The organism is Arthrobacter sp. SAFR-179 (assembly GCF_059414945.1).
In genome coordinates this window covers 127,102-144,057 of sequence record NZ_JBPFDM010000010.1, presented here as the reverse complement: position 1 = coordinate 144,057, position 16,956 = coordinate 127,102, and the positions used below count along the sequence as shown (strand labels likewise).

The window sequence follows — 16,956 nt, the reverse complement described above, 5'->3', positions numbered from 1 at the left end:
CCATGTCCGCCCCCGCGGTTTCCCGTGACGGGACCAACACCGTGGTGGTGGGTGCCGGGCAGGCCGGCCTGGCCACCAGCTACTGGCTGGCGCAGCGGGGCGTGGAGCACCGGCTCTTGGAGCGGCGGCCTGCATTGGGCGGCGCCTGGCAGGACCGGTGGGACTCCTTCTACCTGAACACCCCCAACTTTTCATTGGCCCTGCCGGGCACTGACTATGACGGGCCGGACCCGGACGGATTCATTCCCCGCGACGCCACCATCGACTTCTTCCGCGGTTACGCAGAGGGCATCAACGCCCCGGTGGAACTGGACACGGAGGTCACCCGGATCGCCCCGGCCGGGACCGGGTTCACGCTCGAAACGGGCCGGGGCACATGGACCGCCCGGAACGTGGTGCTGGCCAGCGGCGCGTTCCAGCGCCCCCGGATCCCGCCTGCCGCCGCCGGCCTCTCCCCCGGGATCCTGCAGCTGCACAGCCATGAGTACCGCAACCCCGGGCAGCTGCCGGAGGGCGCGGTGCTGGTGGTGGGCACCGGACAATCCGGCGGCCAGATCACCGAGGACCTGCTCGACGCGGGGCGCACCGTGCACCTGTCCGTGTCCAGTTGCCCCGAAGCGCCGCGGCGGTACCGGGGCCAGGACATCTTCCACTGGATCATGGAAGTGAACGTCCACGGCCCCGGCTACGGGATCAATGCGCTGCTGGTGGACCAGCTGCCCTCCCCCGCCGGACGCTTCATGTGCAACCCGCTGCTGTCCGGCAACGGCGGCGGCCACAGTGTGCACCTGCGCGGGCTGGGCCGGCGCGGCGTCCGGCTGCATGGCCGGTTTGAGGGATTGCACGACGACGACCTGGTCTTCACGGATGATCTCCCCCAGCGCCTTGGGCTGGTGGAGGCGGGGTTCGGGCAGCGTCTCAAAATGCTTGCCGACGCGTACATCCGGGCAGCCGGGATCGACGCCCCCGAAGCTGAGGAACCGGAGGTGGACCACTGGCTGCCGGCAGAGTCCGGCGCCCGCCTGGACCTTGCGGCGGAAGGGATTACCTCCGTCATCTGGTGCACTGGCTACGCGCTGGACTTCAGCATCCTGGACCTGCCCCTCCTGGATGAGTGGAACTACCCCCGCCATGTGAAAGGCGTGACGGAGCACCCGGGCCTGTACGCCGTCGGGCTCCCTTGGCTCACCCGGCACATCTCCGCCACCCTGGTGGGCGTGGGCCCGGACGCCGAGTACGTGACGGAGCATTTGGCAGCGCGGAGCTGACCCCCAGGGAGTGATTGCCATGGAACCGGTTCGCGTGATCCTGCTGCCCGGGAGTGTCCTTCCGGCTGGCCCTGCCTACGGGGGCCTGCTGGAGGAACTGGGACCCGGGGTGAACGCCGTTTCAAAGGACCTGGAGCTCTATGCCGGGGACGCACCGCCGCCGGACTGGAGCCTGGATACGGAAGCGGACGGCGTGCTCCGCGAGGCCGACCGGCGCGGCTGGGATACGTTCCATCTGGTGGGGTACTCCGGCGGCGGCTCAGCCACCCTGGCCCTGACGGCATCGCATCCCGAACGGCTCCGCAGCCTGGCACTGCTTGAGCCCGCATGGGCGGGCACGTGGGACTGGAGTCCGGGGCACAGGGAACTGTGGAAGAAGTATGACCAGTTGGACGGACTTCCGCCGGAAGAGTTCATCACCGCCTTCATGCGGCTGGGCGTCAGGGACGACGTCGTCCTGCCGCCTCCGCCGCCCGGCCCGCCACCGTCATGGATGGCCAAGCGGCCGGCAGGGATCGGTGCGTTCATCAGGACGTTCAAGTCATACAACCTGGACCGGGACCGCCTGGCCGGCTTCGACCGGCCGGTGCTGTTCATCCTGGGCGGCAAAAGCAACCCGGATGACTACGCTGACAACGCCAGGCGGCTGGGCCAGGTCTTCCCCGACTTCCGGCTTGAGGTGTTTCCCGACCGCCACCATTTCGATCCCCCGCACCGGATCGAGCCGCAACGGGTTGCCGCGCTGCTCCGGGAGCATTGGGCACGGGCGGAGGCCGGCTGAAAAACTTGAGCAATTCCCCCGCGAGATGGCATATGACGGCAATGCCCCGGGACTGCTGCGAAGTGCCACCTCGCGGACACTGGCGTGCATGATCCTCCACCCTAAGCTGGGGGCATGGACACGGCCACTGACGCCCGGCTTCCCTTCGCCTCCCGCGCGAACCAGGCGGTGCGGACGCTGACCCCCGGCTACTTCGCCCTCACCATGGCCAGCGGGATCATCTCCGTGGGGCTTGAGCTGGAAGGGTTCCACCCCCTTTCAGTGGCGCTGCTGGTGGTGTGCGCGCTCTCCTACGTGGTGATCCTTGCGCTCAGCCTGCTCCGCCTGGCCAGATTCACCGACGACATGCGCGGAGACTTCCTGGACCCCGGCCGGGCGTTCGGATTCTTCACCTTCATCGCTGGAACAAACGTGCTGGGGACGCGGCTTGGCATGGCGGGTTGGCAGGGCACGACGGCGGTCCTCCTGTCAGTGGCGGTGATTGCCTGGGTGGTGCTTGGCTACGTCGTGCCATGGACCGCCGTGCTCGGCCGGTCTGAGCGCCCTGTAGTTAAGGATGCCAACGGCTCATGGTTTATCTGGTGTGTGGCCAGCCAGTCCGTGGCTGTCGCGGCGGCCTCCATCGAGCCCCTCGCCGCGCCGGAGTGGCGCGCGGCCCTGGCGCTCTCCGCCGTCGTTGCCTGGTCGGTGGGGCTCATCCTGTATGCCGCCGTGGGGATCTTCGTCTCGCTCCGGCTCATGACATATCCCATCCGCCCGGAGGATCTGCGCCCGCAGTACTTCGTGGCCATGGGCGCCATGGCCATCAGCGTCCTGGCGGGGGCGCGGATCGTGGAGATGGCCGGAGCCCCCATGGTGGATGCGACACGCGGGCTGGTGGCCGGCTCCTCCGTGGTGTTCTGGTCCTTCGCCTCGTGGCTGTTCCCGGTACTCCTCGCCGCCGGCTGGTGGCGGCACGTGGTCCACCGGGTTCCGTTGTCCTACGAGCCGGGCCTGTGGAGCGTGATCTTCCCCCTGGGCATGTACGCGGTGGCCGGGATTTATCTTGGCCGCGCGGATGAACTGCCCCTGGTGGCAGCCATCGGGCGTGCGGAGCTGTGGCTGGCGCTTGCGGCATTCCTGGTTACCTTCGCCGGGATGTTCCGGCACCTGTGGGCCACGCTGCTGCGCCCTTCCCGCAAAGGACAGTAAGCCGGAGACTCAACCGGCCCGCGGACCGGTGCGGTGCGTCTTTTGCCGTCCGTCCCGGGGGGCGAGGTAGGCGTAGACCATCAGGGTGATCCCGGCCAGGATCATGATGGCCGGGAAAGCGAAGTCCAGGGAAATGAACACCACCGTCGCCTGGAGAGCAAAGATCAGCCCCATGACGGTAAGGACCGCGGCCGGGATCAGCGGCCACTTCATCCTTTCCGCTGCCTGATCGCCGGTGTGCCCGGCGGTGTGGATCGGGACCAGGGAAAGCACGCCAAAGGTGGCGGCCAGGCCCAGGAAGAGGACCGCGGCGGTGGGCATGCCCTGCAGCTCCTGCGGAAGGGCCACAATGACCGCCAGCGTGAGCATGACACCGGACGGGATCAGTGCCCACCAGTTGGTGCGTTCCCGCACGAACACTGCGGCGAAGCCGGCACCCATGAAGAGGAACAGGAAGGCGGCGCCCCAGGCTCCGCCTGTGAGCTGTGTGGCGGTGATGACGGCTGCCAGGCCCAGGAACACGGATCCGGGGATGGCCGCCCACCAGTTTTCCCGCCCCCGGACGAACAGGGAAAGAAACAGAACCCCAATGGCCGCGAAGATCAGCGGCGCAACAATGGCGGCACTGTCCATGACACCGAGCCGGTCCAGCAGCAAAAGCCCACCCAGCCCAATGAGGACTATGCCTGCAATGATGCTTGCGTTTGCTGATTTCACCGTGTGCCTCCCGGTTCCGGCAGCCAACGTACGCGGGCTGCTTAACCCCACGCTACGGGCGGGCACACATGGGAAACAGGGCCCAAAGCCCCGGCCGTCAGCATGAAACGATGTCCCTTCCCCTGCCCGTTCCGAGGTTGGGACTTTCAGCCCTATAACCGGGCGCGGTCAGCTTGGCATCCTTGTAAAGGCGCCATCCGGGTCCTCAAGTTTGCGAGGCCGGAGTGGCTTTCCCCCTCCCCCCTCTCCAATGCACCCGCCACTTATTTGCACCTTGCGGCATCCAGGCGCGCCCTGCCACCTGGCTGCACTTTGAAAGGACCGGCATGCCTGGCATCCGCACGATCCGTCCCGCCCGACCAGCATTACAGGAGCACGCCCGGCTATCACGTGAAGAAGCTGCGCGCCGACGCGCGATGCTCCTTCATCCTTCCAACTTCAAGCCTTCGACATCCCACGGCACCGACGCGGGCGGTATGGCCGAGGAACTCAGCAGCAGGTTCGAGTGCCTTCATGGGGACCTGGTGTGCCGCGGCTTGCCGGACAATGAAGCCCGGACGGAAGTGGCACGCATCGCGGCGCGCGAGGTGTGGGACGGCTTTGCACTGCAGTTGCGCCGGCACCGGGCCGCGGGCCGGCAGATGGACGCAAACGTCCTTGCTGTCGCACTGACCTCGATCCAGGGCATGACCCTGGCACTGCTCCGCCACCAGGGAGACCTGGCCTATGCCAGCCGTGCGGTGTCCACGGCCCTCCGCCGCCTCCAGTACAACGGCGGCCTGCTGGACCGGCTGCACCCGCATGGCAGCCCGGCCTTCAAGGACGCAGCTCTCACCCTTCATTCGGTGGAGGCTTTCCTCCGCCGGATTCCGGGCGCTTCCGGCAACGGCGGTCCCTGATTACACCTGATAAGCGGCACGACCGGACCTTTGGCCCTGCTGCTAACGTAGCCGACACGAAATGATTGATTGAGGATCCTTCCGAACGGGGCGGGCCCGCTGACAAGGCGGCGGCTGGGGAGGCTATCGACCCGATGAGAGCGTCTTCATGGATACACCTGCAGCACCCAGCGATTCACTTCGGTCTCCGGCCTGGACCGCCCGGATCTTCATCCTCAACGACCATGAACCTGTGCGGCGGGGACTGAGGGACCTGCTCGAAAACGATGGGTTCTCCATTGCCGGTGAAAGCGGATCGGCCGCAGAAGCCAGTCGCCTGATTCCCCTTCTGGAACCTGACCTTGCGGTGTTGGACGACAGGCTGCCGGACGGAACCGGGATCGAGGTCTGCCGCGGGCTCCGCGCCACCGCCCCCGGAGTCCGATGCCTGATCCTGACAAGTTGGGATGAACCGCATGCCGTGCGGGCAGCCGTTCTGGCGGGCGCCTCTGGATATGTGCTGAAGCAGGTGCGGGACAACAACCAACTGGTGGACGCCATCCGCAGCGCCGCCGCCGGCAGTTCACTGCTGCGGCCGGGGGTGAGGGAAAGGATCGCGGAAAGCCTTTACGCAGCTTCCTCCGCGTCCTGGCTGGACAGCCTGACGGAGAGGGAGCGGAACGTCCTTGCTTTCATGGCCCGCGGCCTGACCAACCGGCAGATTGGGCAGGAACTGGTGCTGCCCGATGAGGCGGTGGCTGGCTGTGTATCCTCAGTGCTGCAGAAGCTGGGCTTCCGGCGCCGCAGCCAGCTGGTTCCGGTGCCCATCCCGCGCGCGTGGGAACTGCTGCACTGATCCCCGCCTGGCCGGGCGCTTCCTTCATTCAGGGAGGGGCGCAGTCCACGTCACGCTGGTGCCTTTGCCGGGTGCGCTGTCAATAATGCAGGTCCCGCCCACCCGGGAGGCCCGGGTCTTCATGTTGTTCAGTCCGCTGATCCGGCCGGGATTCGTAAAGCCCCGCCCATGGTCGCGGACAGTGAGCACCACGTGGCCCTCCTGCACGGAGAGGTGCACATAGATCTCCTCGCAGCCCGAATGCCTGACGGCGTTGCTGACGCTTTCAGACAGCACCGGCAGCAACTCTTCGGCCACCTCGTCGCCCACCACGTCATCGACGGGGCCCGAGAGCTGGATCCTCGGGAGGACTCCGGCCGCATTGGCAGCTTCCTGGACGGCGCGCAGCACGCGGCCGCTCAGGAGCTCCCCGTCCTGTTCCCGGGCCTGCAGGGCGTAGATGGTGTCGCGGAGCTGGTGGATGCAGTCGTCCAGTTCTGTCGTGATTCCGGCGACACGGCGCTCGTGCGCGAGGGGGTCCCCGGTGTAGCGGCGCAGCCCCTGGATGCTTAGCCCGGCCGCGAACAGCCGCTGGATAACCAGGTCGTGCAGGTCCCTTGCGATGCGTTCGCGGTCGATGAACAGCGCGTGCTCTTCCCGCAGCTGGTTGGCCCGCAGCAGGTCAAGGGTCAGGCCGATCCGGGAGGCGAAGACAGCGCTCTGTTCAAGATCAACATCTGTGTAGCGGCTTCCGCTGGACGGACGCGCCAGGATCAACACGGTGTCCCGGTGCCCGTCGATGTTGTTGCCCAGCGCAGCGAGCAGGACCGGTCCGAGCTTTTCGGCGGACGCACCGTCAAACACGTGGACCGGATCCTTAACGATCCTGGACTCCCCCGTTGCCAGCACCTCGGCTACGGCCTCGCCCACCGGAAGCTCCTGCCCCGCGGGTATGGACTGCACTCCCAGGGAGGTCCGGCACCGTAAAGTCCCGTCTCCGGCAACTGACGCGATGACGGACAACGCCGAGGCCGAGGCGTGCAGTGCACGCTCGGCGATCATGTCCAGGTTGTTCGTGTCGGACCGCGGGTTGGCCTTGAGCCGGTCGCTGACGTCCATGCCCGCTTCCAGCCACCGCTGGCGGCTCTTGCTGTCCTCGAACAACCGTGCGTTCTGGATTGCCACACCGGCGGCAGAGGCGAGGGCAACGGCGAGGTCTTCGTCCTCGGCCGTGAAGTCCTGGCCGTCGGTTTTTTCCGTCAGGTACAGGTTTCCGAAGACTTCGTCCCGGACGCGGACCGGGACGCCCAGGAAGGTCTTCATGGGCGGGTGCTCCGGCGGGAAGCCCACCGCTATGGGGTGTTCGCCGAGGTCATGGAGGCGCACCGGGCTGGGCTCGCGGATCAGGTGCCCCAGCACGCCGTGGCCGGTAGGAAGGTCACCGATGAGCCTGGCACCTTCTTCGTCAACGCCGACAGTGATGAAGTGGCTGAGCTGTTGGTCATCGCCGATAACGCCCAAGGCGCCGTACCGCGCACCCACGAGTTCGCACGCCGACTGCACCACCCGGTCCAGCACCACTTCGAGGCTGAGGTCTTCCGTCAGGGAGACGACGGCGCCGAGCAGGCCCTCCACGTGTTCCTGGGTCCGGACCAGCTCATCTGCCCGGTCCACGAACTCACGCAGAAGCTCCCTGGTTCGTCGCCGGATTGGTTCACGCCACATAAAGAAAACACCTCAGTCATAGAACAGGGCCCCATCGCCCTGGATCCGATTGGTGACAGCCCCCAGTGTCTCTCACCACCATGCTAACAACCCCGGCGACCCAGCGGCCGATAAGTTACGTCCTGGCTGTCTCCTGCCCCCGCAGCCATGCCCGGCGCCGGCTCCGGGGCTGCATCGGAGTCCGCGGCACCTTGACCGGGATGCTGAACCTGAAGGCCCTGCGGGCGATGTGGTGTGTGGCGTGCCGGGGCCGGACGGGCGGCGGCGGCGCCGGCAGCTGCTGGGCGTCGCGGGCGAAGAACCACTGCTTGGCCAGCTCCACCAGCACCAGGTACACCACCACCATGCCCAGCAGGGCCAGGAAGAACGGGACCGGCAGCGGGTCGAAGCCCAGCAGCCCGGCCAAGGGCGAGAGCGGAAGGAAGATCCCCACGGCCACCACGCCAAGGGATGCGGCAATCAGCCCGGCGGAGGGCCGGCTGCGGAGGAACGGCACGCGCCGGGTGCGGATGGCGAAAATAATCAGCGTCTGGGTGGCGATGGATTCAATGAACCAGCCGGCGCGGAACTCCCCCGGGATGGCGTTGAAAACGAACAGCATCAGGGCGAACGTGGCGAAATCGAACAGTGAACTGATGGGGCCGAAGAGCAGCATGAACCGCCGGATGAAGGCGATGTCCCAGTGCGACGGCGCCCGCAGCTGATCCTTGTCCACCCGGTCCCCCGGAATGGCCAGCTGCCCGGAGTCATACAGCAGGTTGTTCAGCAGGATCTGGCCCGGCAGCATGGGCAGGAAACTCAGCACCACGGAGGCTGCCGCCGCGCTGAACATGTTGCCGAAGTTGCTGGACGTGCCCATCAGCACGTACTTGATGGTGTTGGCGAAGATCCGCCGCCCCTCCATCACACCGTCGGCAAGCACGCCCAGGTCCTTGTCCAAAAGGACGACGTCGGCCGCGTCCTTGGCAACGTCCGTCGCCGTATCGACGGAGATGCCGATGTCCGCCTTGTGCAGTGCCAGGGCGTCGTTGACCCCGTCGCCCATGAAGCCCACGGACCCGCCACTGAGGCGTAGCAGAGCAATGATGCGGGCTTTTTGCTCCGGCGAGACGCGGGCGAAGATTGTGGCCGTCCGCGCGGCTGCGGCAAGGTCTGCGTCGGACATCGTCTCAATCTGGACGCCGGTGAGGGTGCCGCCGGAGATCACATCGAGGTCGGCACAGACTTTCTCCGCCACCTTGGCGTTGTCCCCGGTGGCGATCTTCACCGAGATCCCCAGCGCCTCCAGCAGGTCCAGTGACTGCCGGGCGTTGGCCTTGGGCCGGTCCAGGAAAACGAGGAAACCGGCCAGGGTGAGGTCTCGCTCCTCCGCGGGCGTGAGCCTGTCCAGCCCCGCGGCCGGGCGGGTGGCCACGGCAACCACCCGGGAGCCGGCGTCGAACTGTTCATCCAGCAGCCCCTGCACCGCCGGCGCGGTGGCACCGCACAGGGCAAGGACGTCCTCCGGCGCACCCTTGGTCACAAGCAGAGCCGGACCTCCCCGGTCACGGACCAGCACCGAGGTGCGGCGGCGCCGGTGGTCAAAGCGGATCAGGTCCAGCCGGTCAAAGCGCCCCGGTTCGAAAGCCGCCGCGCCGTCGCTCTCCCACAAGGCCGCATCCAGCGGGTTCTGGCCCGCGGAGGAAACCTTCGCTCCCGCATAGTCCGCCTCGGTGGCCAGCAAACCCAGGGTGAGCAGGCCGCCGTCGGACACCTCCGGGGTGGCCGGGAGGGCAGTGGTGAAACTGATCTTCCCTTCCGTGAGGGTGCCGGTCTTGTCCGTGACCAGGATGTCCATGTCGCCAAGGTCCTCGATGCAGACCAGCCGTTTGACCAGGACCTTCCGCCTGGCCAGCTGGCGGGTGCCGGTGGCCAGGCTGGTGCTGACGACGGCGGGCAGCAGCTGCGGCGTGATGCCCACGGCGATGGCCAGGGAAAACAGCAGTGATTCCAGCAGGGGGCGCTGCAGCAGCAGGTTGGCCACGAAGATCAGCGACGTCAGCACGAGGGCCACCTGCAGCAGCAGGAAGGAGAAGCGCTTGAGGCCCAGCTGGAACTCGGTCTGTGGCTGCCGTTCACCCAGGCCCAGCGCGATCCTGCCAAACTCGGCCCGGCCGCCGGTGGCCACCACCACTCCGCTGCACCCTCCGGACTGGATCACGGTGCCCATGAACACGCAGGAGGCGAGGTCCGCCAGGGGTGCGCCCGCCGGTACCGGCGCCGGGTCCTTGGCTGCAGGCTGGGACTCCCCCGTGAGGATGCTTTCGTCGCAAAGGAGGTTGTCGGCGGTCAGCAGGCGGATGTCCGCCGGGACGATGGCGCCCAGGGAAAGATGGACGACGTCGCCGGGCACCAGGGCGGTGACATCCACGTCCCTGGTGGTCCCGTCGCGCTGCACGGCGGCCTTGTGGGTGACACGCTCATGCAGGGCCTCGGACGCACGCTCTGCGCGGTATTCGTTGCTAAAGCCGAGGCCAACACTGACCAGCAGGATCACGCCGATGACGATCGAGTTGGTGGCGTCCCCCAGGAACAGCGACAGCGCAGCGGTGACGATCAGCAGGATGAGGATGGGACTGGCGAACTGCCGGCCCAGCACGGCCCAGGCGTTGGCGCGGTGGGTGCGGACAGCATTGGGACCCAGGCTTGCAAGCCGCGCGGCAGCTTCTTCTCCAGACAGCCCGTCAGGGGCCGAGCCGAGGCGCTCCAGCGTCTGATCCGCCGTCAGGGCCGCCGCATCGGTGATGGGCAGCTGGAGGGAACTGCGCTCCCGGACGTTCAGGTCTGTCATGCCGGATCCGATCGGACACGTTGGTTTGTGGCGCTACCTTAGGGCAAGGGTACGACGTCGAGTCGAGTGGCGTGTATCTACGCCGCTTGCAGGGTCGTGCCCTCACAGTGCCCGCTGAGCCAGCCACTCCGTGAGTACATTGAAGAACTGGTCCGGGGCGGTGGCGTGGACGTTGTGCCCCACATTTAGGGTGACCAGCGTGCAGTCCGGGATAAGCTCCGCGGCCTCGGCCAGCAACTCCTGCGGGATGTGGCTGCCGGCTCCGCCGCCGATGAGCAGTGTTGGTGCTCCAATCCCGGGGAGCCTGGCCCACCAACGGCGCGAGGGGTCGTTGACCTGCGCCGCGATTGCGGGGACAACAGCCCAGTCGAAGGGCAGCTCGCCTGGCGGGCGGTCGGGCAGCGGCCGGGTCCGCTGAGGGTGACACCGTCCGCGCCCGGCACGGCCAGTTTCTTCATGGCGGGGAGTCCACGTCAGCCGGGCGGACCGGGGCTGGTGGCCGTGCCAAGGATGTGGGCAAGCGGAGGATTCAGCCGCTGCACGGCGAACCCGAAGCGCTGGTTGTCTTGAACTGTGAAACCTGCAGCGGTGATGGCGGCCAGGGTGTCCCGGTTGAGGTGGCATCCGCCCATGAACTGCCCCCACACGGGCGTCAGTACATCTTCCGCCCTCGCCAGCACCGGGTGCCGGGACCGGACGTGCTCGTAATAGGCAAGGGTGCCGCCGGGGCGCAGGACGCGACGGATCTCGGCGAGCACGGCGGACTGGTCCTTGACGCTGCACAGGACAAGGCTGGCCACCACGGCGTCGGCGCTGCCTGTTTCTGCCGGTATGTCCTCTGCCGCCGCGGCTATCACGCTTACCGGAACGCTGGCGGCGGCCGCCTGTTCTTCTGCCACACCCCGGAGGTAGTCATCGGGTTCCAGTGCCAGGACGCGGGTCACGGTGGGAGGATACAGCGGGAAGGAGGACCCGGCACCGGCTCCGATTTCGACGACGGACCCCTTCAGTCCCGCGAGGATACGGCGCCGGTGCTCGGCGGCCCCGCGGCGGTCCATTGCGCCTACCGCCCTGGCAAAGGCCCGGGCAAAAAACGGGTGCTGCAACGGGCCCGGGCCTACCCCGCCCTCCGTGCCATCAGGTGCGCGGTCCATCCGGATACCTCCTTGGACTGTCTGGCTCCCATCATGGCACGGAGTGCAGGGGCGGAGGCTACAGGCAGTTGGGCTGGTAGCTGGGGTCTGCGGGACCGGAGGGCTGGCTTAATGCGTTCGCCACGAACTGGTGCACTACGGGATCGTTGGGGGTCTGGTCGTGTTCGAAGACATCGGCCGGGCACTTGTCCTGGATGGTGATGTTGGTGACCTGCCTGGCCGGTCCCACCAGGAACTGGCTGTTGTAGGGGATCACCACTTCGTCGTAGACGGTGGAGATCACGGTGTAGGACGGGCCGGCCACGGTGTCGCCCTTGGCGTTGAGTTCCTGCATGAAGGCGGAGCCTGCCTGCTGGTCCGCGCATGCCGCGCAACCCAGGGTGGTGTAGGCGGGATCGGGGACGGCGTCCGGCGGCGGCACGATCAGGCCTTGGGTGCCGTGGTTGGAGGGCGCAATGCCCACCAAGTGGTGGACGTACTTGGCGCCGCCCAGCAGGTGCATGTAGTAGCGGGGCATCATGCCGCCCTGGCTGTGGCCCACCAGGTCCACTTTTGCCGCACCGGTGGCGGCGCGGACGGCGTCCACAAACGGGGCGAGTTCCTTTGCGGAGTCTGCCACGGGGGCGGTTGCGTAGACGCCGTTGGTCTCGCCGTAGTTGAGGGCAAAGACGCAGTACCCGGCGCTCTTGAGGTAAGGCGACAGGGTGGACCAGTTCTTCGCCATACTTTCGAAGGTTCCAGGTACCAGGACCACCGGGTACGGATGCTCCGCGGAAGGCTTGCAGGACCAGTCGTTGGCGCCCGGCGGGGCGATGTCCAAGGGGTCGGCCTGGGCGGGAACCGTGGAGAGCGAGCCGGCCAGGACGGCGGCTGCGGCGACGGACAGGGCGCGTTTAAGCAGTGACATATAAACCTCTTTGTTCGCGTGTCAGCAATGGTGCCGCGGCCGGGTGTGCTGGTGGCGGGTGTGCCAACCAGGTGCCTGCTGCGGTCCTAGAAATGCTAGGCAGCAAGGATCGCCAGGTGGCCCCGCCTGCACGAACGTGCGTGGAGTGAATTCCCCTCCCACCCGCGTCTACTGGCCCGATTTGGGGACGCCGCCAGCAATATTGTTACTGGTGAGTAGCTACTTCGAACCGGCGCAGTGCCTGCGGCTGCCGCAGCCGGCAGCGTGCGTGGAGTGCAGGGCGCACTGCACAGATGTGCACGGAGCCGCGGACAGCGTCCGGCTCCGTGCAAGGCGCCTATATGAGGCCGTTTTACTTCACGGCGTTCGCCGCGTTCACCCGGCCGTACGCCCAGTAGGTGCCGGTCCCGGAGACCCTGTCAGCGGTGGATTCCACGTTGGCCCGCACCGAGGCGTTGGTGGCACCGGGGTGGGAGCTCCAGGCGAGCGCAGCGGTGGCGGCCACGATCGCCGAGGACATGGAACTGCCGTTGCCCACGTCGTAGCCTCTGGAGCGGTTGTTGGGAACTTCAAGGGCAAAGGCGTGGTTCGGGAAGGTGGAGTAGACATTGACTCCGGGCGCCGCCACGTCCACCCAGCTGGCCCCATAGGTCGAGAAGTATGCCTGGACGTCCTTGTTGTCCGTGGCCCCGACCGCGATCACGTTCGGGTAGGAGCCGGGGTAGATCTTGGTCTGGTTTCCACCGTTTCCGGCGGCCGCCACCAGCACCACTCCCTTGGTCCACGCGTTGTTCACGGCGGCCTCGAGCGTGCGCGAGGCACGGACCCCAATGCTCATGTTGATCACCTTGGCGCCGTTGCTGACGGCCCAGTTGATGCCGTTGGCAACACTTGAGCTGGACCCCACCCCGCTGTCGTTCAGGACTTTCCCGGCCAGGACGGTGCAGCCCGGGCATACCCCTGCCACGCCTGCCGAGTTGCTGGAGGTGGCGGCAACGATGCCGGCCACATGGGTGCCGTGGCCGTAATAGTCCTCCGCCACCGGGTCGCCAACCTTCGTGGCAGCGTCACTGAAGTTGGCACGTGCCACCACTTTGGGGGCAATGTCAGGGTTGTCGCTGGCCACGCCCGAGTCCAGGACGGCCACCCTGATGCCGGAGCCTGTGGTGGTGTTCCAGGCTTCGACGGCGTCGACGTCCGCGTCCGCCGTGCCTGCGGGCACGGTGATGTCGCCGCGGGTGTTGGTGAAGGACTGGCCGGTGTTCTGCAGTGCGTACTGGCGGGGGAAGTATGGGTCACTGGTGGCCACTGTGGCAGGTTCGTCGGGCTCGGCGTACTCCACGGACGAGTTCCGGTTGAGCGCCTCGATCAGCCGGGCTTCCTGGCCGGAGGGCACCGGGACCAGCCGGGCGCCCGTGCTGCCCACGGCGGAGCCGGCCGAAAGACCGTATTGGTGGAGCACGCCGGGGGCTGCGCCGCCGTCGTACGTTTTGACCAGGATCTGTCCCGCTTCGGCGGGGGACGTGGACGGCGCCGCGCTGGCGGCGGGAGCCATGGTGAGTGACCCAAACGAGAGGACTGCCGCCGTGAGACCGGCGATGACGACTTTCTTCATGGAGTTATGGTGCGGCATGGCGCCCAGGGCCCGGTAGGGGCAAGGGCCCCTCTTCTTGGTGCCCGGGCACTCGCGGCAGCCAGGCGCTGCGGGCCGTGCGTGTCATTTTCAGAAGCTGACTGCACAGAATGCAGAAGTCTTCTGCACACCCGGTTTCCGTCTTCCTTGAAAGACGTGAATGCGCTCACCTCCCGATGTGTCTCGAAACTAACGATGAATACAACGCCTCAACCAGAAGGTTTCGGCACATAGTTACGAGAATCGTGAGCCAGGAAGAGACTCCGGTATCTCCAGGAAATCTCGGCGATGGAGCCCTCGCTCAGCTCATGGTGCGAGACCTCTCGTATCCCAAGGGTTTCGAGACAGTCTGGAGTGTAGCGGTTAGGGCACCTTCACCGTGCATTTCATCGTGCGGGGTAAACGTGCGTACAGAGGCTAGTAACAGCGCTGAGGGAAGAATTTATGACTGGCTGCTCGCTCCACGACCGGCTATCGGGCGCCCGCGCAGGGAGATGAGAATGTCAACTTTCCCAAGGATTTAAGCAATTCTCTTGCCCAGTACCATGCCCCGGCTTAGCGTCTAAGCCAAATCACGTGCCAATTTCATCGACGGGAGGCGTGAAGGATTGGTTGCTGACAGGCTGGAGCCTGCGCCTCGAACCTGGATAGAGAAGACTTACGATGTTGCGGGTTTCTACATAAGTCTCATGATTGCTGTTGCAGTGACAGTCCCATGGCAGCCGTTGCGCTCCTCGCCTCTTTATTTTTCTCTTCTATTCCCGGTCACACTGTTGGTCTACCTGGTGATGAGCCTGCTGGTTAGACGGCTAAAACGTCAGCGAATCGCTCGGAATACTGAGAGGGGAATTCTTGAATGCAGTCTTCGGCCGGGCCCTAACGCACTGCCCCGCGGCTATTCCGTACCGGGTCCTGCAGACAAGCGTGGGTGGATTTCTGGACACGGCACCATGAAGGAAGGGTCGCTCATCTTCCAACCGATGGCGGCATTTACTGGATATTCCGTAGGGGAGACCCTCGTCCTCCCGAATGTGGAGCCGTTGACGGGCGGTTTGAGGACTCCAACGACAGCACCTTGGTATCTGGGTCGGAAGCGAACTGTCGTCTACGTCAAGACCGATTCAGGCATTTTTGAAGTTTCAGGTTCGGCGGAGGAGCTGAAGTCCGTGGGGATCTATCCGACGGAACCATCGCGATAGGACGAGGATGCACACCGCTGAAGGATCGGCTTACGGGCGCCCGGTCGGTCTCATAAGCGCAGGCGCACCAGGGATCGGCCAGTAATTATCGACCCGGCGGGGATCACGAAGTCCTGAAAGGGTCCTACACCACCGCGGCTCATACATTTTTACCGCTCGCTGTTCATTGCCTCCTTCGGGTCTTTTGAGTCAGCACCACGACGAGCACGACAATTGTCATGGTGGCCCCCAGCGCGGGCCAGAACATACTACTCGTGGTTCCTAGGGTTAGTGCGAGAATGCCCGCGCAAACAAAGGCCCCGATCAGGAGGCTGCCGAGGATAGCCAGAACCTGCGTTTTGCTCACCACGTCCTCCGGGTTTGATTGCTACGACTGTAGACCCAGCGGCCAAAGGTGGACAGCCCTAGGATTCCTTTCCAACCTAATTTGCCGGCCTCCACCGAATTCAACTCGAAAGTCATAGAAACCCGCGTCCGGTGAGGGATCCTGCAGCGCACGGCTGTGGGACTCCCAGGAAAACTGGGATGTTCAATAATCTAGGTTGGGGCTACGCTTCAGCACATGAACGAGCACGCGGTTCCCAATCCTGCTGGCGGGTACTTGTTTGAGTTCAAGGGAAAACGCCCCCTTCGCGAGACGGCCCGCTGGGTATCTGGTGTCGGTTTGGTTTGCGCGGGAGTTGCAATCGCGATCATAGGGAACGTCATCCATTCCTACTTATCCATGCCGCTTGGGATTGCAGTCGCAGTTCTTGGTGCCATCGTGCTCGTCTTGCACGCAATGACAAAGAGTCGAACGAGGGCTGTGGCTGCTGCTTCTGGCCACGCTGGCAAGCGCCATGTGAATGGAAACATCGGACAGGATTCGGTTGCAGCCGATCTTGCCCTTCTAGCAGACCTCTATTCGAGGGGTGCCCTTAGCGCAGAAGAATTTTCGGCAGCCAAACGTCGCATACTCGAAAGCTAAGTGTCCACGGCTAAAGCCCTCCGGTAGAGGATCCTTCACCGGCAGCCGATGGTGTGGTCAGCTCGGCGACTGAGGCGGGTAGGAGCGCCCATTTGGGGTTTCGTCAGCTGATCGCTTTCTCCACCGCCGGACCTGAAAGACCAACCATGCTGTGCCGGCAATCGGCACTAGCGGGAAAACGGGCCTCCCGCTTAATGCAACTACTGCAAAGGCAATCCAAAGAGCACCAGTGACGAGGCCCAGGGCGATCAGCGACTTGCGGGTAACCGGGTAGGAAGGCAGCTCAATACCTTCGGCGCGGAGCTGTCGAGCCTCCGAAGCTGCCGCCCGGATTAAGGGAACGAACACGGCAGCCAAAACGGCGGCTACAAGCGCGGAGCGCCACGGTTCCGGAACGCCGAATGCCTCGAGGACCGATCCCAGCAGTGATCCCAGGACAAGCAACCAAAAAATTGCCCAGCCGGCCAAGCGCCTCCGCTTAGGGGGCATTCCCTCCAGGGAATCCGGCGGCCATGATTGCCACTCGTATCTGTTATCGCTCTTGCCTGCCCCCATGGCCATGTCCACAGGATACGCCCGCGCTGACTGCAAGGAGGCGAGGGCATCCACCGTTGAGATTCCTTTGCGGGTCGCGCCCGTAAGCCGGTGGTCGACCGCGAAACTTCTCCGCGTTTAAGCAACCTCCAAGGGGACAATTCCAGATGGATCAGTTGTGGCAGCTGCCACGCGTACATAATCGGGGGATGAGGGAACAGTGAAAAGGCCGAAGGAACGCGATCTAGTCGGCTTACTTTTTGCAGGGGTACTCATTTTCGTGATGACCCTAATAGCGCAGCCGGCAGGTTCGTTCTGGATGAATCTCAAAGTTTTG

12 protein-coding genes are annotated in these 16,956 nt (G+C 65.4%); 6 read left to right on the top strand and 6 right to left on the bottom strand.

What is annotated here, in order from left to right:
• Positions 1 to 2: 2 nt before the first annotated feature.
• From ACR65K_RS15730 to ACR65K_RS15720, 3 genes are all read left to right on the top strand, one after another.
• On the top strand, positions 3 to 1,268 hold the full coding sequence (locus ACR65K_RS15730) for a flavin-containing monooxygenase (RefSeq protein ID WP_440153903.1): 1,266 nt from the start codon (positions 3 to 5) through the stop codon (positions 1,266 to 1,268).
• Positions 1,269 to 1,287: 19 nt separating this feature from the next.
• Entirely contained in the window at positions 1,288 to 2,049 is a 762-nt protein-coding gene (locus ACR65K_RS15725) for an alpha/beta fold hydrolase (protein ID WP_440153901.1), read from the top strand.
• Positions 2,050 to 2,163: 114 nt separating this feature from the next.
• Entirely contained in the window at positions 2,164 to 3,240 is a 1,077-nt protein-coding gene (locus tag ACR65K_RS15720; protein WP_440153900.1) for a tellurite resistance/C4-dicarboxylate transporter family protein, read from the top strand.
• 9 nt (positions 3,241 to 3,249) lie between these two features.
• Here ACR65K_RS15720 and ACR65K_RS15715 read toward each other — a convergent pair whose 3' ends face one another.
• Positions 3,250 to 3,957, bottom strand: coding sequence for a hypothetical protein (locus ACR65K_RS15715; protein WP_440153899.1), 708 nt, complete (start codon positions 3,955 to 3,957; stop codon positions 3,250 to 3,252).
• Between the two features lie 416 nt (positions 3,958 to 4,373).
• On the opposite strand from ACR65K_RS15715, the gene ACR65K_RS15710 reads away from it, so the two are divergent.
• Together ACR65K_RS15710 and ACR65K_RS15705 are read left to right on the top strand one after the other, a co-directional pair.
• Positions 4,374 to 4,856 carry a hypothetical protein gene (locus ACR65K_RS15710; protein ID WP_440153898.1) on the top strand — a complete coding sequence of 161 codons (483 nt, stop codon included), beginning with the start codon at positions 4,374 to 4,376 and terminating at the stop codon, positions 4,854 to 4,856.
• 148 nt (positions 4,857 to 5,004) lie between these two features.
• The gene (locus ACR65K_RS15705) at positions 5,005 to 5,691 is read left to right on the top strand and encodes a response regulator (RefSeq protein ID WP_440153897.1); all 687 of its coding nucleotides are present in this window, start codon (positions 5,005 to 5,007) and stop codon (positions 5,689 to 5,691) included.
• A 24-nt stretch (positions 5,692 to 5,715) separates the two neighbouring features.
• Here the strand turns inward: ACR65K_RS15705 and ACR65K_RS15700 are convergent, their stop codons facing one another.
• The 5 genes from ACR65K_RS15700 to ACR65K_RS15680 all read right to left on the bottom strand — a co-directional run bounded on the left by ACR65K_RS15700 (position 5,716) and on the right by ACR65K_RS15680 (position 13,901).
• Complete coding sequence (locus ACR65K_RS15700; RefSeq protein ID WP_440153895.1) at positions 5,716 to 7,395, bottom strand: GAF domain-containing sensor histidine kinase; 1,680 nt, start codon at positions 7,393 to 7,395, stop codon at positions 5,716 to 5,718.
• A 115-nt stretch (positions 7,396 to 7,510) separates the two neighbouring features.
• The gene (gene mgtA, locus ACR65K_RS15695; RefSeq protein WP_440153893.1) at positions 7,511 to 10,225 is read right to left on the bottom strand and encodes a magnesium-translocating P-type ATPase; all 2,715 of its coding nucleotides are present in this window, start codon (positions 10,223 to 10,225) and stop codon (positions 7,511 to 7,513) included.
• Positions 10,226 to 10,698: 473 nt separating this feature from the next.
• On the bottom strand, positions 10,699 to 11,379 hold the full coding sequence (locus tag ACR65K_RS15690; protein ID WP_440153892.1) for a class I SAM-dependent methyltransferase: 681 nt from the start codon (positions 11,377 to 11,379) through the stop codon (positions 10,699 to 10,701).
• Positions 11,380 to 11,437: 58 nt separating this feature from the next.
• Entirely contained in the window at positions 11,438 to 12,286 is an 849-nt protein-coding gene (locus ACR65K_RS15685; RefSeq protein WP_440153891.1) for an esterase/lipase family protein, read from the bottom strand.
• A 352-nt stretch (positions 12,287 to 12,638) separates the two neighbouring features.
• On the bottom strand, positions 12,639 to 13,901 hold the full coding sequence (locus tag ACR65K_RS15680; protein ID WP_440153890.1) for a S8 family serine peptidase: 1,263 nt from the start codon (positions 13,899 to 13,901) through the stop codon (positions 12,639 to 12,641).
• A gap of 1,779 nt (positions 13,902 to 15,680) precedes the next feature.
• Between ACR65K_RS15680 and ACR65K_RS15675 the strand changes: the two genes are divergently transcribed.
• Positions 15,681 to 16,085, top strand: a complete 405-nt coding sequence (locus ACR65K_RS15675) for an SHOCT domain-containing protein (protein WP_440153889.1) — start codon at positions 15,681 to 15,683, stop codon at positions 16,083 to 16,085.
• The last annotated feature ends 871 nt before the right edge of the window (positions 16,086 to 16,956 follow it).